This is a genomic window from Papillibacter cinnamivorans DSM 12816 (assembly GCF_900176335.1).
Lineage (GTDB): Bacteria > Bacillota > Clostridia > Oscillospirales > Oscillospiraceae > Papillibacter > Papillibacter cinnamivorans.
This window is the reverse complement of record NZ_FWXW01000012.1, coordinates 48480-69993: the sequence shown is the minus strand read 5'-3', so window position 1 is coordinate 69993 and position 21514 is coordinate 48480. Positions and strand designations below refer to the sequence as shown.

Sequence of the window (21514 nt, the reverse complement as noted above, 5' to 3'; positions counted from 1 at the left end):
GGATCCGGATCGCGGCCACAGCCGTGGAAGACGACCGGCTGGAGGCAAAGCAGCACATGCTGGACGCTTACCCGAATCTGAAAAAGAGATACCGGGCCGATGATGGAAACACTCAGGTTTTTTATCTGAAGGACGCCGAGGCCACCATCTCCTCCTTTACGGAGGCGCCCCGGGTCATCCGGTTTTAAGCCGTCGAAATACGGGGGGCCGCTGTAAAAGCGGCCCGCCGTATGTTGATTCTATCCATTCTCTGCTTTTATAGTTCTATCGCCAGAACGGCCGCCTTCACCGCGTGGATTTCGGCGGTGTCGAAAAGGGGCACGGAGGTGTCCGCCTGTTTTATCAGCAGCCCCAGTTCAGTGCAGCCTAAAACGGCACCCTGGGCGCCCTTTTGGGAAAGTTCTTTCAAGATCCGCAGAAGCTCCGTTCTGGACCTGTCCGACACGATCCCCAGGCAGAGCTCATCGTAGATGACGGAGTTGACGGTTTCGATATCCCGCTCTTCCGGGATCAGGACCCCGATCCCCCTGTTTAAAAGTTTTGATTTATAAAAATCCTGAGTCATGGTGTATTTGGTTCCCAAAAGCGCGACCCGGGAGATTTTATTTTGGGTCAATTCATCCGCGGTAGCATCCGCGATATGAAGAATCGGGACGGAGATCCGGGACTGGATCTGGGGAGCCACCTTGTGCATGGTGTTGGTGCAGATGAGGATAAAGTCCGCGCCGGCCCGCTCCAGGCTCCTGGCCGCCTCCGCCAGAATTTCCCCGCTCTTCTCCCAGTCGCCGCTTGCCTGGCAGGCTTCAATCTCCGCAAAATCCACGCTGTACATGAGGCATTTGGCGGAGTGCAGCCCGCCCAGCCGCTCCTTCACCGTTTCATTGATCCTCCGGTAGTACGTAACCGTACTCTCCCAGCTCATTCCTCCGATCAATCCGATGGTTTTCATTCTCATTCCTCCCCAATATCGCACCGGCCGTCAAAAAGTCGGGCAGCACAGCCGCCCCGCAGTCTCGGCTTTTAAGAAATACTCAGTAGTTTATACAGCAGATAAACGACATATGCGGTAAAAAAAGCAAATCCGGCCCGCCTGGATATCCTGCCGAAGAAAAACGTCGTCCCCAGGAGCAGCAGCGAAATGCCAAGCATGGCAAACAGGTCGGGGAATATTCCGGCGCCCACGGAAATGGGGTGGATCGTTCCGCTGATCCCCAGAACGAGAAGCACGTTGATGATATTGCTTCCCACGATGTTCCCCACCGCGATGTCCTCCTCCTTTTTCAAGGCCGCGATGAGGCATGTGACCAGTTCCGGAAGGGAGGTGCCCAGGGCGACGACGGTCAGGCCGATAAACGCCTCGCTGAGGCCGAAAGCATGGGCGATGTCCACCGCGCTATTTACCGCAAGGTTCGCTCCGCCCACCAATCCCGCAAGTCCCAAAAGCAGCAGAAACACCAGTTTTGGGGCCGATTCCCGCTTTTTCTCCGGCGTTTCCGGATGAGGCTGCATCGTCCGCTCCGATTCGGAGCCGCCGGCAGCCGGAGCTTCTTCGGAATACGTCTCTGCAATCACGTTCTCGTCATCCATGAAATCAAACACCTCGGCCTCAAAGGGGGTGTCCGCCACTTCCCCCGCCGCCAGCTGTTTTGACTTGAAAACGATATATCCCAGAAAAACCAGCATGCCCGCCAGAAGCCCCATTGCCTCCGGCCTCGACAGCCCGTCCCCCGTGAAGAGCATGGCAAACAGGAATCCCTGAACCGCGATGGAAATGGGAATTTCCCTTCTGGTAACGGAGGAATCCACCTTCAGGGGAAACACTATGGCCGTAAGGGCTATCACCAGCGCGACATTGGTGATGCTGCTGCCCACCACATCTCCCAGGGTGATGAGATTCGCACCCTGGATTCCCGAGATCACTCCGATTGCCGTTTCGGGCGCACTGGTCCCCATGGCCACAATGAGAAGGCCCACCACAAAGGCGGGGACGCCCAGCAGTTTCGCGATTTTCGAGGCCGATTCTATCAGAAGATCCGCGCCCTTTACCAGCAGCAGCAGTCCGACGGCCAGAAGCACATAACTCATATTGCGTTTCCTGTTCTTATTGCTCCCGCCGCGTTTTCCCTCATCATGCCGTATCTGTCGGTATCCGCGGGCATTCCGGCGCTATTTCCCCGAAAGGGCAAATGACGGGTTTGTTCTCCCTATTTTAACATGTTATCGTATGGATTAAAACCTTTTATCCTGAAGAGGCATTATGCGGAACAGGAGAAAATCCCGTGGCGGAAAAACCCTGTACCGTTTCGCTTTCAGCCGCATCGGGAAAAACAAAAAGGCTTTCGTTCCGCCTTCCCGGCGGCTATACGAAAGCCTTTTTCCCGTCCTTATCTCTCTCCTGGCCCCAAGGCGGAACCAGCTCCATTTTCTCCGGACTCCAGCAGGTTTTCCTTCCCCGTCGGCTCTCCATCTTTCCGCACCGGCCGGTTTACCCCGTAGACGCCGGCTATGATGACCGCCGAGCCCAGCACCTGGTATATACCGAAGCTCTCCCGGAGGATCAGCACTCCCGCCAAAATGGATATGACGGTGGTTATATTGGCAAATATCGATACCTTTGCAACATCCAGGTAGGTCAGAGCGTAGTTGAGCATCAAAAAAGCGCCCACGGAGGAGGCCCCGGCCAGGAAAAGGACGGATGTCCAGAATCCCGCGTCCAGCAGGGGCGCCAGCAGCATCCCCGGAATATCACCCCGGCATTCCACCAGCGCCATGGCGACAAAGGCGGCGCAGCCCAGGGCAAACATCACATATGTTCTCTCGAAGGCGGTGAACTGCCGGGAGATCTTCCTGCTGAGCACAGTGAACACGGCGGCCGCGAGGACCGCTCCCACCAGCAGGCCAAATCCGAGCCAGCTGAAGCTTCCCGAATCCTGTCCTAAAGTGGTGAGAAACACGCCTGCCACGGAGGCCAGGGCGCAGAGCGTCTGAAACGGCCGGACCTTTTCCCCCAAGAGCAGGATCCCCAAAACAAGGCTCGCCACCGGTACCAGCGCTATAATGGTGCCGGTAAAGGAGGTGGACAGCAGCCTGATCCCATAGCTTTCACAGATAAAGTACAGAAAAGGCTGAAGGATACCCAAAAGCAGAAGGAGCCTCACGTTCTTGCCTTTCAGGCTGATTTTGAACTTCCCTGTGAGCACAAGAACGTTCATGAGGAGAAAGGCGGCCGTAAAACGGACCGCCAGTAAAACAAAGGGCGCTGCAACCGTCAGAGCCTGCTTTGAAAAAAGGAAGCTGAACCCGAATATCACATTTCCCAGCAAGGTGAGCAGCAGCGATATCCTTTCGATTTTACTTCTCTGCAAGGCCGCGCCTCCAGTGCTTTCAGCAGTGCTCCCAGCAGCCCGTATGAAACGGTGCAATTTTGCGGCAGGAGCCTTTTCTCATTTTAAGGCGGCGGGACATGCAATGCAAGGTCTTTTTATTGCCTCAGAGCGCAGCGCACCGCATCCGGCAGGCCACAGGAGCTTCTCCCTTTCAAAGAGCCTCGGGCTTCACTCCGCATGCGTTTTCCGCCATTTGCCTCAAATACTGTTTAATCATCCCGTGGGACTCTTCCGGGATTCCGGACAGGATCCCTTTTTCCCATTCCTTCATTACGCCGAGAATTTCGGGTATGAGATCCAGCGCTTTCTGCGTTAAAAAAAGCTGATACGCCCTTTTGTCGGCCGAGTCGGGTCTTCGTATGACATATTCGTCTTTAACCAGCTTTTTGACCCCTCTTGCCACCGCCGCCTTGTCGATCTTGAGAATACCGGCAAGCTGCTCCTGGCTTGCGCCTTCGTTATGGTACAGAGACATCACCAGCAGGTACCACCCTCCCAGAGAACCGTACTTTTCCAGTTTTTTTACGATGTAGCTTCGCCGATACCGGTACAGGATGGAAATCCACACGCTGATGGGTTTCTCATAGGCTGTCATAATACCCTCCCCCGGGCGGCGGCACTTTTCCCGTGCCGCAGTCTTTATTTTCCTTCCTCCTCGTTGACATACCGCTTCCCTCTGAGGAAAGAGGCTACGGCGGCGACGGCGGAAATCACTGCCGAGATGTAAAAAGCCAGGCGCAGGCTTGACATGACGGCGGGCGCAATAGTCTGCGGGAAAAACTGGTTTCCGAGGATTGTTGCCTTAGCCGTTTCCGATAAGCTGCCCAGCGTATTTGAATCGATCATGGAACCCATGGGGTTATATCCCAGAAAAGTGGCAAACAGCGCCGACGTGGGCGGCATGGAAGCAATCTTCTGTGCCGCCGCGGCCGGCATTCCGGCGTCCACGAGACCGCTGTACAAAATCGGCGGAAGGCTTTTGGAAAGCCCCAGAATCAAAATCGCGAAATACAGCGTCATACTCAGGGCCATACCGGCGTTCTGGAAGGTGGCGCGCATGCCAGCGGTGGCGCCCCGTTGGGAGGCGGGAACGGAATTCATGATTGCGGTGGTGTTGGGCGCTGCAAACATGCCCATCCCGCAGCCGAGGACCAGGAGGATCACCAGAAAGGCGCCGTATCCGAAATTGGCCGGCAGCAGGGTCAGCATGACAAATCCTATGACGGAAAGGGCCATACCCCCCGTCGAAAAGAAACGGGCTCCATAGCGGTCGGACAGGCGGCCGCACAAGGGACCCATGATGAAAAACCCGATCATCATGGGCATCATGTAGATGCCGGCCCAAAGGGGCGTCGATTCAAAGCTGTACCCGTGCAGGGGAAGCCAGATGCCCTGAAGCCAGATAATGAGCATGAACTGCAGCCCGCCGCGGGCGACGGAGGAAAGGAAAAGGCTCAGATTGCCGCAGGCAAAGGCCCGTATTCTGAAAAGCTCGAGATGGAACATGGGCATTTTAACTCTGAATTCAATGAATATAAAGACAACCAGCAGGAGGAGGCCGATAATGATGCCGAAAATCACAAAGGGGTTGGACCACCCCATGGTGGAGCTGCCATATGGCATGATGCCGTATGTCAAAGCCAGCAGGAGCAGAGTCAGTCCTGCGGCAAAGGTAATGTTGCCCAGCCAGTCGATCCGCTGTGTCTTATCGGGCTTGGACTGCTCCTTCAGCATGACATAGGCCCATACGGTCCCGAACAGCCCGATGGGCACGCTGACGAGGAAGACCAGCCGCCAGTTGATGTCGGCGAGCACCCCTCCCAGAATCAGACCGATGAGGGAGCCTCCTATCCCGGCAATCTGATTGAGGCCCATCGCCATTCCCCGCTCATGGGAGGAGAAGGCGTCGGTAATGATGGCCGTGCTGTTGGAAAAGAGAAAGCCCGCACCTACTCCCTGCAGCAGCCGGAAGACGATCATAATCAAAATCCCGGTGGAACCCGAACCGGGGGTAAAATAAAGCAGGACCGAGGCCAGGGTGAAAATGGCGAAGCCCAGATTATACAGGCGGACACGGCCGAAAATATCGGAAATCCTTCCGAAGGAAACCAAAAGAGTAGCCGTCACAACGGTGAACCCCATCAGCATCCAGAGCATATAGGAAGCGCCTTCCGTTGACAGCGGGTTTACCTGCATTCCCCTGAAAATAGCCGGAAGAGATATCAGTATAATGTTGCTGTTGATGGAGGCCATCAAAATGCCGAGGGTCGTGTTGGAGAGCGCAACCCATTTGTATCCTGCCGATTCTTTCGAGTTCCGGTTTGACTGAAGTGTTTTTGCCATTTTGCTTCCCTTCCCGCAACTAATTTATAATAGCATGTCCGTGGCTTTCCGGTCAAACACGGCCGCTGCCCGGTAGCGCAGGAATCATTATAAAGCTAATTAGTTGCACAGTCAACAATAATTTGCTGTTTTCTCCCCGATTGAATACGGCCATAGGATTTTACTGTTGTCAAAGCACCGGCCTTGACATTTGTGCACAAAAATCCGGAACCCGATCCCGAAAAATATAGGAATCCTTCCTCAAATCGATAGACAATCGCAAAACGGCATGATACCATCAAAACATAGTCCCTTGAGCTTCGCAGCAGAAAAACAGGAGGATTATTTCATGAAGATGGAAGGCGTCAGGCATATCGGCATCATCGGAACAGGCATGATCGCGACCAGCATGGCGGTACTCACCACCGCGCACGGCTATAAAACTACGCTCCTGGCCGTCAGCGACGAAATGGAGGCCGCCAGTAAAACCATTTACGGCAAGTTTTTCATCCAGCTGGCGGATCAGAAAATCATGACCGAAGACCAGGCCGCCGTTTGCGGCAGATATTTAAACTATGCCCAGAGCTATAAGGATTTAGAGGATACGGAGATCATCTTCGAGTGCGTGGTGGAGAATCCGGACGTCAAGCATTCGGTTTATAAAAAGATCGAAGACAACTGCCCCAACGTAATGGCGATCTGCTCCGTAAGCTCCGCGCTTGTAGTGGACAAGCTTTCCGAGGGCATGACCAAATACAAGGACCGCATTATCGTGACCCATCCTTTCAATCCTCCCCATATGGTGCCGTATTTCGAGCTGGCCTCCGGCGCCGACACCGCCGAAGGCGTCACGGAATTTGCAAAGCAGCTGCTGGAATCCCTTCACCGCAAACCGGTGATCCTGAAAAAAAGCGCCCCCGGCTTTATCGGCAACCGCCTGCAGTTTGCCCTGTGGCGCGAGGCCCTGTATATCGTGGAAAACGGAATCGCCGATCCCAGGGATATCGACACCTGCCTGATGTACAGCTTTTGCCCGCGCTATACCTCCATCGGCATGTTCGAGCATTTTGACAGCGGCGGGCTGGAGCTCAATTACAACGTCTGCCGGACCCTGTTCCCCGATCTGAGCGATATGAAGGAAGTTCCCCATGCGATCACGGACCGCATAGCCCGGGGCGACCTCGGGCAGAAGACGGGTGCCGGTTTTTACGACTGGCGGGGTGTGGATATGGATGCCTACCGCGAAAGGGTCAGCGCGCCGTACTGGAACTTCTTCGACTGGGAGTTTCCCGAGAACTGACGGAGCCGGCGCAGGCCATTTATAGTAAGGAAGCGGTGAACATGAAAAAGGGGTATCTGTACATTCTTCTTTCCGCCGTATTGTTCAGCAGCGTGGAAATTGCGCTGAAATTTTTCGCCGGCTCGTTCAACCCCATCCAGCTGTCTTTCCTCCGCTTTCTGATCGGGGCCGTCGTTTTAATGCCTCTGTCCGTCAAAGGGCTGAAGAAAAGAAACCGCCGGTTCGGGGCGAGGGATTTTTCCTTTTTCGCCCTGACGGGTTTTATCTGCGTCGTAATCAGCATGGTGTTGTATCAGATGGCGCTTCTATATTCCCCGGCTTCCATGGTGGCGGTTCTGATCTGCAGCAATCCCGTGTTCATCGCCCTTTTTGCCCATTGGATTCTGCGTGAAGAAGTCCATAAGCACACCGTTTTTTCGCTGATCGTCAGCATAGCCGGCATCATCGTCATTCTGAACCCGGGGCATGTGTCCGGGCAGACACTGGGGCTCGTCCTCACTGTTTTGGCGGCCGTCACCGTCGCTTTATACAGTGTGATCGGACATACGCGAAGCGGGGAATACGGCGGTGTTGCCCTGACCTGTTTCACCTTTTTGTTCGGCAGCATGGAAATGCTTTCCCTGATCTGCCTCACCAGAATCGGGTTTGTCTCCTCTTTTTTTGCGCAGCTGGGCCTTCCCGTATTTTCCAATATCCCCATACTGTCCGGAATCAACGGACATACTCTTCCCAGCCTGCTGTTTATCGGAGTGTTTAACACCGGCCTCGGCTATGCGTTTTATTTTCTGGCAATGGAAGCGACGTCTGCAATCACCGCTTCGCTGGTGTTCTTTATCAAGCCCGCCCTGGCGCCCGTCCTTGCTCTGCTGATTGTGCACGAAGCAATTTCGGTTCATATGATTTTCGGGATTCTGCTGATTCTCGGAGGCTCGATGATCTCTTTGATTCCCGGCTTCAAAGCGGCAAGGAACAAGGCTTCAAAGAGCACCGGCAAAGAATATCCAGAACCTGATAAAAACGAATCCAGAATTGAGATCGAACAAACCGCTGTTCCGCCTGAATAGAAGCTTATCATTGGCCGATTCCGGGATAATTCATTCTTCTGCTTTGTTTCTGTAAATCCTGGTGTTGGTGCAGCTTCAATATGACGAGCCGGGCGACGGGCTGTGCAATACAAGCTTCGACAAAAAAAGAAATGGAGAAGTTTCGAGGCCATTTATAGAAAAACTTAAGAATTGGTTCCAAGCTGATTTGACGGTTTCCGATCCAAGTGCCAATAACAGTTAAAAAGATAGACATTAGTAGTACTGAAATAAGGATATTTATCAAGATGTGAACTCCAAAGCTGTCACCTTCTCTTACAATCCGGGAGGTTAGCCATTCAGCCGGTTTATATGTGAACAGCACTAATGCTATCACGGTAACCCAAATGAAGGGAATAACCTTAAGAGTATCAACCCAAATATACAAGTGAAATCCTACTTCAAAAAATGTGATAAGCGGCGCGATAATGTTAACAGAAACAACCGATATAATGATCATAAATAATGCAAATTCTCTTTTATTGCGCGGTAACTTCATGTGAAATTCCATATTGTATCCTCCCTGTTTAATATTTGGGGCAAAAAACAGAGCACGAAACTAATAGATAGTTTCGTGCTGATCAATTATACGCACCAAATATTTACTTAATTAAGTTCATATTATAAATTAAAAAACAAAAAAGTCAAGAATGAAATTATATCTGAATCATTTGTGAAGTCCCGGCATATTAATGCTGCGGCATTACCATATTGTTTAGTTTTTAATCACCTTCTCCAGCCGCGCCACCGTCTCAACGTGTGCCGTCCTTGGGAACATGTCCACGGGCTGCACCTCCGCCAGGCGGTATCCTCCTTCGGTCAGGAGCTTTACGTCCCTCGCCAGAGTGGCGGGGTCGCAGGAAATATAGACGATCCTCTCCGGGGCCATGCGGAGCATCGCCTCAATCACATTCCCGTCCAGGCCCTTTCTGGGCGGGTCCACCACGATCACATCCGGCCGAAGGCCTTCCCGCTCCAGCGTTAAAGCAGCATTACCCGCGTCGCCGCAGAAAAACTCGGCGTTTTCGATCCCGTTGCGGCGGGCGTTCTCCCGGGCATCTTCCACCGCCGGTTCCACGATTTCGGCTCCCAAAGCCCGCCCGGCATACCGGGCCATGACAAGAGTGATGGTCCCGGTTCCGCAGTATAGGTCCAGGACCGTTTTGCTTTTGTCCAGGCCGGCAAAATCGGCGGCAATCCCATAGAGCCGCTCGGCCTGGTCCGTATTGACCTGATAAAACGAGCGGGGAGAGAGCCGGAAGGTCAGGCCCATGAGGATATCCTCGATATATTCCCGCCCCCAGAGGACCTTCATGCGCTCCCCCAGGATCACGTTTCCCGGTCTTCGGTTGACGGACAGAATCACGCCCGCAAGACCCGGGCAGGCGTTTTGCAGCATCCGAATAAGCTGCTCGGAATGGGGCAGGGTCTCTCCCGCCGCCACGATGCAGACCTGCATCTCACGGGTCCTCTCCCCGAAGCGCACAAAGATATCCCGGACCAGCCCCTTCCCCGTGGTCTCCTCGTAGGGCGGGACGGCATACCGGTCCATCCATTCCCGCACGCAGGCGGCCGCCGCATCGGCTTCGGGATGCTGGATCCTGCAGCGCGAAACCGGCACCACGTCGTGACTTCTGGCCCTGAAAAAGCCGGTGACCGCTTTCCCTGCGGCACACGCCACCGGGTAGATCGCCTTATTCCGATAACCATCCAGCCTCTTTGACGCCAGAACCGGAGGAACCGGGAAATCCTGTCCCGCGAGCCTGTGCAGCGCGTCCTCCACCCGAAGGCGCTTGGCCTTCCGTTCCTCCTCATAGCTCATGTGCCAGAAATCGCAGCCTCCGCATCGGCCGAAATCGGGACAGGCGGGGTTTTCCCTCTCCGGGGAGGGTTCCAGCACCCGTTCCATTCTGGCAAAGGCGGCGTTCTTTCCTGCCTTCAGAATCTTCACGTCGCAGAGTTCTCCCCGGATGCCGCCCTTTACAAAAATCACAAAGGAATCCAGCCGGGCTATTCCCGCGCCTTCGCTGGAGTAGCCCTCGATCCTCACCCGGCAGATTTGATTTTTCTCCGGTTTATCCGTCATTGGAGTATATCCTTCAGTCCTTCCAGCGGCAGCTTAAAGGTGGGCACCCCGGCAGCCCACGGGGCGATGTCGTAGGGCTGGTAAAAGATCACAAGGTCTTCGTCGGTGAGATAAAAGTTGTCCGGGTCAAAGTATTCGGGGATGGACTGCTCATATCCTTCGAACAGCTGCTCCTTCAGGTCCGGATCGGTCCCCGCCAGGGCGATCATTTCTTCCTGGAGCCGTTTTGTATATTCTTCCTCCGGGACGCTGAATAAATCCCCCAGCGAGAGTCTCTTTCCATCCGACAGATCAAAGGTGTCCCCGATCACCGCCAGATTCCCATGGGCGCCCCCGGTATAGCTGTAAACCGTGCGATAGAAGCTGGCCCTGGTTTCGCCCAGCAGGGTCTGGGTGAAGCTCATTTGCGAAGCGTAGGAGTTAAAATCATAGTTTTCCTCCTTCGAATAGTCATAGTCTTCCTGGGCGGTGGAAAGCAGATCGGAAGCCGAGGAATCCATATGGGAGCTCATTTCGCTTTTATAATAGGAATTGATGGCCTCATACGCCGGGACTCCCTGGGCGTTTTCAATAAAGGGCAGCGAACAGTCCACCGTTAAAATCAGGGCGGAATCCTGGGCTTTATACTCCTTGCTGTCCGACTGCACCGTGATTACGGGTGCGGGGACCTGCGTGGGGGACGGTGAAGGCGCCTGGGTCGGCGTGGAGGTCGCGCTCGTGCCGCCGGAACAGGCGGACAAAAGCAGCGTAAGGGCGGCAGCCAGAAGAAGCGTTTTCGTTTTCATGGGTTTTCTCCTTTATGTATGTGGGCTCGTTTATGGATGCATGTCAGTGCCTCCTCTATGGTAACAAATTCCCCTGTCCCCGTAAACTGCTTTGTCGTAATTTATTCCGTTTGCCGGCAGCCCGCATACTCCAGGAATAGTATTCGTACTATTTTCAATATTGTGTTATACTAATGAAAACAAAGCGCCGATACGGCAGCGGGAGGATTCCAATGGAAGATAAAGAGAAACTGCAGGAGCAGCTCAATCAGGAAATGGCGGAAGTCTGGGAAAACTCATCCTGCAGCGGAAGCTGCTCTACCTGCTCCGGAGGTTGTTCTGACGAGCGGGCGCCCCGCCAGGCCAAACGGGCCTATGCGGTGGTGAGCGGAAAAGGCGGGACCGGAAAATCCCTCATTACCGTGCTGCTGGCACTGACGCTGCAGCGCCGCGGCCTCACGGTTGGCATTCTGGACGCCGACGTGGCGGGTGCAACCATCCCCCGGCTCTTGGGGGATAGGGGACAGATCGGATCGGAGGGAGAACTGATGATCCCCCATTCCACCGCGGACGGGCTTCGCGTTATCTCCATGGACCTCATCGCCGACAATCCGGCGGACCCCATTATCTGGTCCGGAGCGGACACGTCCAATATCGCCGCTCTTTTCTGGAACGGCGTGGACTGGGGACAGCCCGACTGTCTTCTGATCGACATGCCCTCGGGATTCGGGGATATTCCCATCCAGCTTTTCACCACGCTTCCTCTGGACGGTGTGATCGCAGTCGCCGCGCCGGGGGAAACCGCCGCGCTGAGCGTCGGCAAGATGCTGAGCCTGTGCAATATGCTTCTGCTGCCCGTAGTCGGGTTTGTGGAAAATATGGCGTTTCCCAGCGGAGGGGACGCCGCGGAGTTGTACAGCCTGCCGGAGGACATCGTCAAAATCACGCTTCCCTATGATCCCTCCCTGTCCCGTTTGGGCGACAAAGGCGCGCTGAGGGAAGCACCGCCGGACCTGCTTGCGCCTCTGGCGGATCGGATTGCCGAAGAGATACGCGGCGCCGAATAAACATTTCTTCCCGGTATGTCGTAACCAAGACCCTGTTTTTCGACGGAAACGGGAAAAAGATCGCACCTTTGATAAGGCGCGCAAAGTATGCCTTGCGGGAAATGAATTCCCGCAAGGCATTTGGATTTTATCTTTTTGAATTTTGGTCACGGAACGAAACGCAAAATTCCAAAAAGCTTTTCGCCGGCGGCGAAAAGGACGAGAGATTTTTCGATGGTAACAAAAAGCCCGCCGCGGCAGTGCCGCGGCGGGCTTTTTGTTACTGCTTCAGAACCAAGTCCGGAGATGAAGATTATTCCTCGTCCTGCAGAGCGTCGTATCCGCGCTCGCCGGTGCGCACCTTGACCACATCTTCCACGTCGTAAACGAAGATCTTGCCGTCGCCGATGTGTCCGGTATAGAGCGCCTCTTTGGCCGCGTCGATAACGGTTTCCACCGGCACCTTGCACACCACGACCTCCACCTTGACCTTGGGAAGGAGGGTAATGTCCACAGGCACGCCGCGGTAGAACTCGCTGCTGCCCTTCTGCATGCCGCAGCCGTGGACCTGAGTCACCGTCATGCCGGTCACGCCTATTTTATTCAGAGACGTCTTCAGATTTTCAAACTTGTTGGGGTTGAGAATCATTACCACTTTGCTGATTTTTGCGTCGGGATACTTGCTTTCCGTGTCTCTCCTCTTGACGGGAACGGCCTCTTCCATGGGAACGGTGCCCGTGACGGAGACTCCGCCGTGGGAAACGGTGCTGATCATGGGAGTGAAGTCGGCATAAGAGCTGGCAAGGCCGTGCTCTTCGATATCCAGGCCCTTGATTTCTTCTTCCTCAGATACCCGCAGGCCGACGGTCTTTTTCAGAACGGTGAACAGAATGGTCATGGTTACGAGAACCCATGCGAGCACGGAGACAACTCCCAGTACCTGAACGCCGAAGAAATGGAAGCCGCCGCCGTAGAAGGCCCCGCCGTCCACGGCCAGAAGGCCCACCATCATGGTTCCCAGGGCGCCGCAGATGCCGTGAACGCCGATGGCGCCTACCGGATCGTCTATTTTCAGAACTTTATCGACAAATTCAACGCCGAATACGATTGCAACGCCCGCCACGATGCCGATGATGGCAGCGCCGCCTTCCGACACGGCGTCGCAGCCGGCGGTGATGGCAACCAGGCCCGCCAGGGCACCGTTGAGGGTCATGGAAACGTCGGGCTTCTTATAGCGGATCCAGGTGACGATCATGGTGGTGACCGCGGCCATGGCGGCGGCCAGGTTGGTGGTGACAAAGATGTGGCTGGCGGAGAAGATCACGTCGTCGCCGGTGAAGCCGACGGTGGAGCCGCCGTTAAATCCAAACCAGCCGAACCAGAGGATGAACACGCCCAGGGCGCCGATGGGGATGTTGTGCCCCAGAATCGCATTGGGCTTTCCGTCGGGGGAATACTTGCCAATCCGGGGCCCGATCATCTTGGCGCCTACCAGAGCCGCAGCGCCGCCGACCATATGGACCACCGTGGAGCCGGCGAAATCATGGAAGCCCATCTCCGCCAGCCAGCCGCCGCCCCAGATCCAGTGTCCGGATACCGGATAGATCAGGGCGCTGATAAAGAAGCTGTAAATGCAGTAAGACAGAAACTTCGTCCGCTCCGCCATGGCGCCGGACACGATGGTGGCGGACGTGGCGCAGAAGACCGTCTGGAAAATCAGAAACGCGGGAAGGGGAACTCCGTCGGGCAGCGCGTATGTTCCCTTGACCATGGGATCAAATATGCCGAAGAGCGCGCTGGAGCTTCCGAACATGAGGCCAAATCCCAGAATCCAGAAGGTGGGGGTTCCGATGGCAAAGTCCATGAGGTTCTTCATGACGATGTTGCCCGCATTTTTCGCTCTTGTGAAGCCCGACTCCACCATGGCAAAGCCGGCCTGCATAAAGAACACCAGAGCCGCGGCCAGTAACACCCATATTGTGTTTACTGATGAAAATACTCCCAAATCCATTCTCGTTACCTCCAAAAAATAGTTATAATAAAAGGGCGTGCGTTTTATCCTTTCGGATAAAGCGCACGTCCTTGTGCAGTAGGGGTGAAAAATCTGTTATACCGCCCGGCGGGAAATTATACGTTGAAGAGAAGCTCTCCGTAAGTGGGGAAGGGCCAGTACTTTTTGCCAACCAGGGCTTCCATCTCGTCGGCCACGGCCCGGAGCTCCTGCATGTCGACGAAGATCACATCCCGGTAGAACTCCGCTTCGCCCTTCGTGTCCCCGAAGGTCTTGCACTTGAGAAGATCGCTCTCAAGGGTTTCCGTCTTCTGATAGAGCAGGCCGCTGAGAGCCGAAATCTTCGTCAGAAGCTGCTCTTCCAGCTTGCAGGTGATGGAGGGGAAGGTGCTCTTCTTCTGAGCGGCGGTTTTACTCAGGTCGTTCATATACTCCACAGCCGCGGGAAGAATCTGTTTCTTGGCGATGTCCACCATGGTCAGCGCCTCGATGCTCAGCACCTTGCAGTAGTTCTCCAGCATGATGTCATACCGGGAATGGACTTCCACCGGAGTGAGCACGCCGAACTTGTCAAACAGCTTCACGTTCTTTTCGGAAATCAGGCAGGGCAGCGCGTCCACCGTGGATTTCATGTTCAGAAGTCCTCTGGACTCGGCTTCCTTCACCCAGTCTTCGGAATAGTTGTTGCCGTTGAAGATAATCCTCTTGTGCTCCTGAATGGTCTTTTTGATGATGGCGTTCAGATCCGCGGTGAAATCCTTGGATTTTTCCAGTTTATCGGCAAACTCCGACAGAACGTCCGCCACAATGGTGTTGAGTATCATGTTGGGGTCGGCGATGGAGAAGGAGGAGCCCACCATGCGGAATTCAAACTTGTTGCCGGTAAAGGCGAAGGGAGAGGTCCTGTTCCGGTCTGTGGTGTCCTTGGGGAAGGGGGGCAGAACGTCCACGCCAATGGTCATGCGCTCACGGTCTTTTTTATTGTACGCGGTTCCGTTTTCGATGGCTTCAATGATTCCGGTGAGTTCCTCGCCCAGGAAGACAGACACAATGGCGGGAGGCGCTTCGTTGGCGCCCAGACGGTGATCGTTGCCGGCGCTGGCCACGGATACCCGGAGCAGATCCTGATATTTGTCCACCGCTTTGATGACCGCCACCAGGAAGAGGAGAAACTGCGCATTCTCCAGGGGAGAATCGCCGGGTTCCAGCAGGTTCGCGCCCGCATCCGTGGACATGGACCAGTTGTTGTGCTTGCCGCTTCCGTTGACGCCGGCAAAGGGCTTCTCGTGGAGCAGGCACACAAGGCCGTGCCTCATGGCGACTTTTTTCATCATTTCCATCACCAGCTGGTTGTGATCGGTGCCGGTGTTGGTATTGGTGAAGATGGGGGCCAGCTCGTGCTGTGCGGGAGCCACTTCGTTATGTTCAGTCTTCGACAGAACCCCAAGCTTCCAGAGTTCCTCATTGAGTTCCTGCATATATGCGGTGATCCTCGGCTTGATGGCGCCGAAGTAGTGGTCTTCCAGTTCCTGTCCCTTGGGAGGTTTTGCCCCGAACAGGGTACGCCCGCAGTAAACCAGATCTTCCCGCTTATCGTGAAGCGCTTTGTCCACAAGGAAGTATTCCTGCTCCGGACCCACGGTGGTGTTGACCCGGACCACTTCCGTATTGCCGAAGAGCCGGAGAATCCGGACCGCCTGGGTGCTGATGGCATCGATGGAACGGAGCAGCGGGGTCTTCTTGTCCAGCGCCTCTCCGCTGTAAGAGCAGAAGGCGGTGGGGATGCAGAGGGTCTTTTCCTTGATGAAGGCGTAAGAGGTGGGATCCCAGGCGGTATATCCCCTGGCCTCGAAGGTGGCCCTCAGGCCACCGGAGGGGAAGCTGGAGGCATCCGGCTCGCCCTTGATGAGCTCTTTGCCGGAAAACTCCATGATGATGGTCCCGTCTCCCACGGGGGAGATGAAACTGTCGTGCTTTTCGGCGGTGATGCCCGTCATAGGCTGGAACCAGTGGGTAAAGTGGGTCGCGCCCTTCTCAATCGCCCAGTCCTTCATGGCGCCTGCCACCACATCCGCGAGGGTCTCGTCCAGGTACTTCCTTTCCTCAATGGTCTTTTTCAGCGCTTTATACGTGTCCTTGGGCAAACGTTCCTTCATCACATGATCGTTAAAGACCATGCTTCCGAAGATGGCGGGAACATTGAACATGGAATTTTCTCCTCCTTAAGGTTTATAAGGAAAATTAAAATAAACGCTGTGGATCCCCCTGGATCCACAGCGCCATTGCTGTTGATGGTGACATTATATGATGCACATTTCCATTTGTCAACCTTTTTTATTGTGAATTTTCACATTTTGCAAGATCTCCGCAGTTTTATTGCATTTCCACTTGACAGTGCCTTTCGATTCCTCTATAATGAGGCATGTGAACAACGGGGTTCATGAAAGGATGCACCATGGAGAATGGTTGCATCCTTTCATGCCCGTTTTTTAATTTTCAGGAGGTATGGAGATGCAGAGAGAAGGCCAGGTCAGGATTCCGTCGGGATGTGCCATTGCCGGTATCTTCGCGAAAGACGGCAAGCGGATCCCCGGGGACACGATGATCCAATCCATCGCCACGATGCACGACCGCAGCAACGGGCTGGGGGGCGGTTTCGCCGGCTATGGAATTTACCCGGAATACAAGGACCTTTACGCATTCCATGTGTTTTACGACACCATGGAGGCCCGGGAGAACTGCGAGCGGTTTCTGGATCACCATTTCGACGTGGTCAACCTCTCCAAAATCCCCATCAAGAAAACACCCAAGATCACCAACGAGCCTCTGATCTGGCGGTATTTCGTGTCTCCCATGCCCACCCGTCTGGCGGACAGCCAGCTGGACGAGCGGGAATACACCGCCCGGTGCGTCATCCGCATCAATACCCAGATCAAGGGCGCGTATATCTTTTCCTGCGGGAAAAACATGGGCGTGTTCAAGGCGGTGGGATTTCCCGAGGACGTGGGAGAGTTTTACCGCTTGGGAGACTACGCCGGCTACGGGTGGACGGCCCACGGGCGGTATCCCACCAACACCCCCGGCTGGTGGGGCGGCGCGCATCCCTTCGCCATGCTGGATTACTCGGTGGTGCACAACGGAGAGATTTCCTCTTATGACGCCAACCGCCGCTACATCGAAATGTTCGGGTACAAATGCACCCTGCTCACCGACACCGAGGTCATTACATATATTATAGATTACCTCAACCGCCGGCAGGGGCTCACCCTGGAAGAGGTGGCCAGCACCATTGCGGCATCTTTCTGGTCCACCATCGACCGAAAGGATCCCAAAGAGCGGGAAAAGCTGCTGTACCTCAGAAACCGCTTCCCCAGCCTTCTCATCACCGGACCGTTTTCCATCCTGCTGGGCTTCACCGGAGGCATGATGGCCCTCAACGACCGGCTGAAACTGCGCTCCATGGTGGTGGCGGAAAAGGGAGACATGGCCTATATGGCCAGCGAAGAATGCGCCATCCGGGCCATCGAGCCGCATCCGGACCGAATCTGGTCCCCCAAGGGCGGAGAGCCCGTCATCGTCACTCTGAAGGAGGGAACGGAACATGCCCGTTAACTATTTTTACCCGGATTACGAGGTGGTCCGGGACAGGGACAAGTGCATCCAGTGCCGCGTCTGCGAGCGGCAGTGCGCCAACGAGGTGCACAGTTACGACAAGGACCGCAACCTCATGCTGGCGGACAGCTCCAAGTGCGTCGACTGCCAGCGGTGCGTGAGCCTCTGCCCCACCGGGGCCCTGAAGATCGTCAAATCGGACAACACCTTCAAGGAAAACAGCAACTGGTCGGGCACCATCATCAAGGAGCTCTACCGCCAGGCGGAAAGCGGGGGCGTGCTGCTGTCCTCCATGGGAAATCCCCTCCCCTTCCCCGTCTACTGGGACAAAATGCTCATCAACGCCTCCCAGGTGACGAACCCCTCCATCGACCCTCTTCGGGAACCCATGGAAACCAAGGTCTACCTGGGGAAAAAGTCCTCTGAAATCCAGCGGGACAAAAACGGCAACCTGGTGAACAACCTCTCCCCGTACCTTACTCTTTCCGTTCCCATCATGTTCTCCGCCATGTCTTACGGCTCCATCAGCTACAATGCCCACGAGAGCCTGGCCCGGGCGGCCACCGCGCTGGGGATTTACTACAATACCGGCGAGGGCGGCCTCCACGAAGATTTCTACAAATACGGCAAAAATACCATCGTCCAGGTGGCCTCCGGCCGTTTCGGGGTCTATAAGGACTACCTGGAGGCGGGCGCCGCCATCGAAATCAAGATGGGCCAGGGGGCAAAGCCCGGCATCGGCGGGCATCTTCCCGGAGAAAAAATCGTGGGAGACGTTTCCCGCACCAGGATGATCCCCGAGGGGTCGGACGCCATTTCCCCGGCTCCCCACCACGATATTTACTCCATCGAGGACCTGCGGCAGCTGGTGGACTCCCTCAAAGAGGCAACGGACTATAAAAAGCCGGTGATCGTGAAGATCGCGGCGGTACATAACGTGGCCGCCATCGCCAGCGGCATCGCCAGAAGCGGCGCGGACATCATCGCCATCGACGGCTTCCGGGGCGGCACGGGAGCGGCTCCTACCCGGATCCGGGACAACGTGGGAATCCCCATCGAGCTGGCCCTTGCCAGCGTGGACGAACGTCTGCGCCAGGAGGGCATCCGGGACAACGTGTCCATCGTCGTGGGCGGCAGCATCCGCAGCAGTTCCGACATCATCAAGGCGGTGGCTCTGGGAGCGGACGCGGTCTACATCGCAACGGCGGCCCTTCTCGCCCTGGGCTGCCATCTCTGCCGCTCCTGTCAGACGGGAAAATGCAACTGGGGCATCGCCACCCAGAAGCCCGAGCTGGTGAAGCGTCTGAACCCCAACGTGGGATACAAGCGCCTCATTAACCTCATCACCGCCTGGGACCACGAAATCAAAGAAATGATGGGCGGCATGGGCATCAACTCCATCGAGGCCCTCAAGGGCAACCGGCTGATGCTCCGGGGCGTGGGGCTCACGGAAAAAGAGCTGGAAATCCTGGGCATCAAGCACGCCGGCGAATAGGAGGAGAAGGATGAAACGGGTCTATGTGAACGAAGAATGGTGCCTTGGGTGCCACCTGTGCGAATACTACTGCGCCTTTGCCAATTCCGGCATAAAAGACATGGTGAAGGCCCTGAAGGACGTCCAAATCAATCCGCGGCTCCGGATCGAGGAGGCGCCGGGGGTGAGCTTCGCGGTCTCCTGCCGGCACTGCGACGAACCGCTGTGCGTCAAGGGCTGCATCACCGGGTCACTGCACATTGAAAACGGCGTCATCACCTTCGACAAGGAAAAATGCGTGGGCTGCTACACCTGCATTCTCTCCTGCCCTTACGGCGCCATCATGCCCTCGGAAACCGGAGCCGTCCAGAAGTGCGAGCTGTGTCTCAAGAACTCCTTCGGAACCCCCGCCTGCGTCAAGGGCTGTCCCAACCAGGCCATCGTATTTGAAGAGAGGTGAAGAGGATGCAATATGTTATCATCGGAAATTCCGCGGCCGGCGTCGGCTGCGTGGAGGGTATCCGCCAGGCGGACAAAACCGGTAAAATCACCGTATTGTCCAGCGAACCCTATCACACCTATTCCCGCCCTCTGATCTCCTACCTGCTCTACGGCAAAACGGACGAGGAGAAAATGAAATATCGCAGGGCCTCCTTTTACGAGGACAACGGCTGCGAATTTCTCCCCGGACGGACGGCGGCAGCCATCGATCCCAAGGGCAAAACCGTCCGACTGACCGACGGAACCGAAATTCCCTACGACAGGCTGATGGTGGCCACCGGGTCCAGGCCTTTCGTTCCGCCCATCCCGGGACTTGACCGCGTTTCCAGTCAATTCACCTTCATGTCGCTGGACGACGCCCGGGCTCTGGAAAAAGAGCTCTCCCCGGACAAACGGGTGCTCATCATGGGGGCAGGACTCATCGGTCTCAAGTGCGCCGAGGGCATCGCCGCAAAGGTGGGAGAGCTTACCGTGGTGGACCTGGCGCCCCATATTCTGCCCAGCATTCTGGATCCGGACGCGGCGGCCCTTGTGCAAAAGCACATTGAGGGACACAATATCCGCTTTATTCTGTCGGATTCCGTGAAGGAGTTTTCCGGAAATGCCGCCGTTCTTGCAAGCGGTAAGACGGTCCCCTTCGACATTCTCATCGTGGCGGTGGGCGTCCGGCCCAACACCGCTCTCATTTCCGACGCTGGGGGAGCCGTAAACCGCGGAATCGTTACGGACGACGCCTGCAGGACCACCCTGCCGGACATCTTCGCCGCCGGAGACTGCACGGAAAGCCGGGACGCGGTCTCGGGAGAGCACCGGGTACTTGCGCTGCTTCCCAACGCATACATGCAGGGGGAATGCGCGGGCATCAACATGGCGGGGGGCACGGCGGTCTACGACAAGGCCATCGCCATGAACGCCATCGGATTCTTCGGGCTCCACGTCCTTACAGCGGGAAGCTATCAGGGAGAAGACTACATTTCCGCCGGCGAGGAAACCTATAAGCGCCTGATCTCGAGCGACAACCGGCTGCGGGGCTTTATCCTGGTGGGAGACGTGGCGAGGGCCGGCATCTATACCAACCTCATCAAAAATAAGACGGCTCTTTCCTCCATCGACTACGATTTAATTAAGGAGAGGCCCCAACTGCTGGCCTTTTCGCGGAAAGAACGGAAAATAATGTTAGGCGGTGCTGCGGAATGATCATCAACGCTCGAAACCTGCACTTTAAAGAACTCAACGCCCGTATCAAGGCTTCGGAGGATTCGGAGATCACCGTCAAGGGAGCGCTGGGTCAGCGGTATATCGGCAGCGGGGTCCTGGGCCGCCGGACCATCACCATCCAAGGTGTCCCGGGGAACGCCCTGGGCGCCTATCTGGACAGCAGCAATATCGTGGTCTGCGGCAACGCGCAGGACGCCACCGGCGACACCATGAACGACGGGACTATCGTCATTCACGGCTCCGCGGGGGACGCCACAGGTTACGCCATGCGGGGCGGCAAGATTTACGTCCACGGCAACACCGGATACCGGGCCGGCATCCACATGAAGGAGTATAAGGACAAGGTCCCGGTCATTGTGATCGGCGGCAGCACCGGAAGCTTCCTGGGGGAATACCAGGCGGGGGGAATTATCATCGTCCTGGGCCTGGGGAGCGAGGGGAAGCTTCCCGTGGGCAATTTCTGTTCCACGGGGATGCACGGGGGAAAGGTCTTCCTCCGCACCGACGAGGCGCCGAAGGATCTTCCCCGTCAGGTGGTGGTTAAGAAGGCCACCCGGGCGGATCTTGCGCAGATCCAACCTTATTTGGAGGAATTTTGTACGTTATTTGACGAAAACGTCGAAAAAATCCTCGAAAAGCCCTTTATAATTTTAACTCCGGATACGAAAAATCCATACAAACAGCTTTATACTCAAAATTAAATAGTATATAA

Annotated in this window: 18 protein-coding genes and 1 pseudogene; 9 read left to right on the top strand and 10 right to left on the bottom strand. The window is 55.7% G+C overall.

Annotated features, from left to right (window positions below; translation table 11 throughout):
* A pseudogene (locus tag B9A13_RS13200) lies at positions 1-188 on the top strand (pyridoxamine 5'-phosphate oxidase family protein); the annotation flags it as partial.
* Between the two features lie 68 nt (positions 189-256).
* Here B9A13_RS13200 and B9A13_RS13195 read toward each other — a convergent pair.
* The 5 genes from B9A13_RS13195 to B9A13_RS13175 form a co-directional block, all read right to left on the bottom strand.
* A complete protein-coding gene (locus B9A13_RS13195; RefSeq protein ID WP_200809729.1) occupies positions 257-949 on the bottom strand; it encodes an aspartate/glutamate racemase family protein in 693 nt (230 codons plus the stop codon).
* A 71-nt stretch (positions 950-1020) separates the two neighbouring features.
* Positions 1021-2085, bottom strand: a complete 1065-nt coding sequence (locus B9A13_RS13190; RefSeq protein WP_084235629.1) for a sodium:calcium antiporter — start codon at positions 2083-2085, stop codon at positions 1021-1023.
* Between the two features lie 299 nt (positions 2086-2384).
* Positions 2385-3365 carry a DMT family transporter gene (locus tag B9A13_RS13185; protein WP_159448147.1) on the bottom strand — a complete coding sequence of 327 codons (981 nt, stop codon included), beginning with the start codon at positions 3363-3365 and terminating at the stop codon, positions 2385-2387.
* A 172-nt stretch (positions 3366-3537) separates the two neighbouring features.
* On the bottom strand, positions 3538-3981 hold the full coding sequence (locus B9A13_RS13180; protein WP_084235627.1) for a MarR family winged helix-turn-helix transcriptional regulator: 444 nt from the start codon (positions 3979-3981) through the stop codon (positions 3538-3540).
* 44 nt (positions 3982-4025) lie between these two features.
* Entirely contained in the window at positions 4026-5729 is a 1704-nt protein-coding gene (locus B9A13_RS13175) for an MFS transporter (protein WP_084235626.1), read from the bottom strand.
* A gap of 328 nt (positions 5730-6057) precedes the next feature.
* On the opposite strand from B9A13_RS13175, the gene B9A13_RS13170 reads away from it, so the two are divergent.
* Positions 6058-7008: a 3-hydroxyacyl-CoA dehydrogenase family protein gene (locus B9A13_RS13170; protein ID WP_159448146.1), complete on the top strand. Its 951-nt coding sequence runs from the start codon at positions 6058-6060 to the stop codon at positions 7006-7008.
* A 41-nt stretch (positions 7009-7049) separates the two neighbouring features.
* Positions 7050-8072 carry a DMT family transporter gene (locus B9A13_RS13165; protein WP_084235624.1) on the top strand — a complete coding sequence of 341 codons (1023 nt, stop codon included), beginning with the start codon at positions 7050-7052 and terminating at the stop codon, positions 8070-8072.
* 7 nt (positions 8073-8079) lie between these two features.
* On the opposite strand, the gene B9A13_RS13160 is transcribed toward B9A13_RS13165, so the two are convergent.
* From B9A13_RS13160 to B9A13_RS13150, 3 genes are all read right to left on the bottom strand, one after another.
* Complete coding sequence (locus tag B9A13_RS13160; RefSeq protein WP_084235623.1) at positions 8080-8601, bottom strand: hypothetical protein; 522 nt, start codon at positions 8599-8601, stop codon at positions 8080-8082.
* 204 nt (positions 8602-8805) lie between these two features.
* Complete coding sequence (gene rlmD, locus B9A13_RS13155) at positions 8806-10176, bottom strand: 23S rRNA (uracil(1939)-C(5))-methyltransferase RlmD (RefSeq protein ID WP_084235622.1); 1371 nt, start codon at positions 10174-10176, stop codon at positions 8806-8808.
* The gene (locus tag B9A13_RS13150) at positions 10173-10961 is read right to left on the bottom strand and encodes a DUF3298 and DUF4163 domain-containing protein (protein ID WP_084235621.1); all 789 of its coding nucleotides are present in this window, start codon (positions 10959-10961) and stop codon (positions 10173-10175) included. The genes rlmD and B9A13_RS13150 overlap by 4 nt, the downstream gene beginning before the upstream one ends.
* A 212-nt stretch (positions 10962-11173) precedes the next feature.
* On the opposite strand from B9A13_RS13150, the gene B9A13_RS13145 reads away from it, so the two are divergent.
* On the top strand, positions 11174-12007 hold the full coding sequence (locus tag B9A13_RS13145) for a P-loop NTPase (protein ID WP_159448145.1): 834 nt from the start codon (positions 11174-11176) through the stop codon (positions 12005-12007).
* Between the two features lie 292 nt (positions 12008-12299).
* On the opposite strand, the gene B9A13_RS14610 is transcribed toward B9A13_RS13145, so the two are convergent.
* Positions 12300-13997, bottom strand: coding sequence for an ammonium transporter (locus B9A13_RS14610; RefSeq protein WP_084235619.1), 1698 nt, complete (start codon positions 13995-13997; stop codon positions 12300-12302).
* Between the two features lie 116 nt (positions 13998-14113).
* Complete coding sequence (locus B9A13_RS13135) at positions 14114-16204, bottom strand: glutamine synthetase III family protein (RefSeq protein ID WP_084235618.1); 2091 nt, start codon at positions 16202-16204, stop codon at positions 14114-14116.
* A 304-nt stretch (positions 16205-16508) separates the two neighbouring features.
* On the opposite strand from B9A13_RS13135, the gene B9A13_RS13130 reads away from it, so the two are divergent.
* The 5 genes from B9A13_RS13130 to B9A13_RS13110 are packed head-to-tail and all read left to right on the top strand — an operon-like array spanning position 16509 to position 21503.
* Positions 16509-17609, top strand: coding sequence for a class II glutamine amidotransferase (locus tag B9A13_RS13130; protein WP_084235617.1), 1101 nt, complete (start codon positions 16509-16511; stop codon positions 17607-17609).
* A complete protein-coding gene (locus tag B9A13_RS13125; protein ID WP_084235616.1) occupies positions 17599-19104 on the top strand; it encodes a glutamate synthase-related protein in 1506 nt (501 codons plus the stop codon). The genes B9A13_RS13130 and B9A13_RS13125 overlap by 11 nt, the downstream gene beginning before the upstream one ends.
* 10 nt (positions 19105-19114) lie before the next feature.
* Entirely contained in the window at positions 19115-19543 is a 429-nt protein-coding gene (locus tag B9A13_RS13120) for a 4Fe-4S dicluster domain-containing protein (protein WP_084235615.1), read from the top strand.
* 5 nt (positions 19544-19548) lie between these two features.
* Complete coding sequence (locus B9A13_RS13115; protein WP_084235614.1) at positions 19549-20781, top strand: NAD(P)/FAD-dependent oxidoreductase; 1233 nt, start codon at positions 19549-19551, stop codon at positions 20779-20781.
* Positions 20778-21503, top strand: a complete 726-nt coding sequence (locus B9A13_RS13110) for a GltB/FmdC/FwdC-like GXGXG domain-containing protein (RefSeq protein WP_084235613.1) — start codon at positions 20778-20780, stop codon at positions 21501-21503. The genes B9A13_RS13115 and B9A13_RS13110 overlap by 4 nt, the downstream gene beginning before the upstream one ends.
* Positions 21504-21514: the final 11 nt, after the last annotated feature.

Excerpts from the sequence above, each read along its gene's own strand:
- rlmD (WP_084235622.1), bottom strand. The coding sequence starts at position 10,176 with ATGACGGATAAACCGGAGAAAAATCAAATCTGCCGGGTGAGGATCGAG.
- B9A13_RS13180 (WP_084235627.1), bottom strand. The coding sequence starts at position 3,981 with ATGACAGCCTATGAGAAACCCATCAGCGTGTGGATTTCCATCCTGTAC.
- B9A13_RS14610 (WP_084235619.1), bottom strand. The coding sequence starts at position 13,997 with ATGGATTTGGGAGTATTTTCATCAGTAAACACAATATGGGTGTTACTG.
- B9A13_RS13125 (WP_084235616.1), top strand. The coding sequence starts at position 17,599 with ATGCCCGTTAACTATTTTTACCCGGATTACGAGGTGGTCCGGGACAGG.
- B9A13_RS13175 (WP_084235626.1), bottom strand. The coding sequence starts at position 5,729 with ATGGCAAAAACACTTCAGTCAAACCGGAACTCGAAAGAATCGGCAGGA.
- B9A13_RS13120 (WP_084235615.1), top strand. The coding sequence starts at position 19,115 with ATGAAACGGGTCTATGTGAACGAAGAATGGTGCCTTGGGTGCCACCTG.
- B9A13_RS13160 (WP_084235623.1), bottom strand. The coding sequence starts at position 8,601 with ATGGAATTTCACATGAAGTTACCGCGCAATAAAAGAGAATTTGCATTA.
- B9A13_RS13145 (WP_159448145.1), top strand. The coding sequence starts at position 11,174 with ATGGAAGATAAAGAGAAACTGCAGGAGCAGCTCAATCAGGAAATGGCG.
- B9A13_RS13150 (WP_084235621.1), bottom strand. The coding sequence starts at position 10,961 with ATGAAAACGAAAACGCTTCTTCTGGCTGCCGCCCTTACGCTGCTTTTG.
- B9A13_RS13110 (WP_084235613.1), top strand. The coding sequence starts at position 20,778 with ATGATCATCAACGCTCGAAACCTGCACTTTAAAGAACTCAACGCCCGT.
- B9A13_RS13165 (WP_084235624.1), top strand. The coding sequence starts at position 7,050 with ATGAAAAAGGGGTATCTGTACATTCTTCTTTCCGCCGTATTGTTCAGC.
- B9A13_RS13115 (WP_084235614.1), top strand. The coding sequence starts at position 19,549 with ATGCAATATGTTATCATCGGAAATTCCGCGGCCGGCGTCGGCTGCGTG.
- B9A13_RS13170 (WP_159448146.1), top strand. The coding sequence starts at position 6,058 with ATGAAGATGGAAGGCGTCAGGCATATCGGCATCATCGGAACAGGCATG.
- B9A13_RS13195 (WP_200809729.1), bottom strand. The coding sequence starts at position 949 with ATGAAAACCATCGGATTGATCGGAGGAATGAGCTGGGAGAGTACGGTT.
- B9A13_RS13190 (WP_084235629.1), bottom strand. The coding sequence starts at position 2,085 with ATGAGTTATGTGCTTCTGGCCGTCGGACTGCTGCTGCTGGTAAAGGGC.
- B9A13_RS13135 (WP_084235618.1), bottom strand. The coding sequence starts at position 16,204 with ATGTTCAATGTTCCCGCCATCTTCGGAAGCATGGTCTTTAACGATCAT.
- B9A13_RS13130 (WP_084235617.1), top strand. The coding sequence starts at position 16,509 with ATGCAGAGAGAAGGCCAGGTCAGGATTCCGTCGGGATGTGCCATTGCC.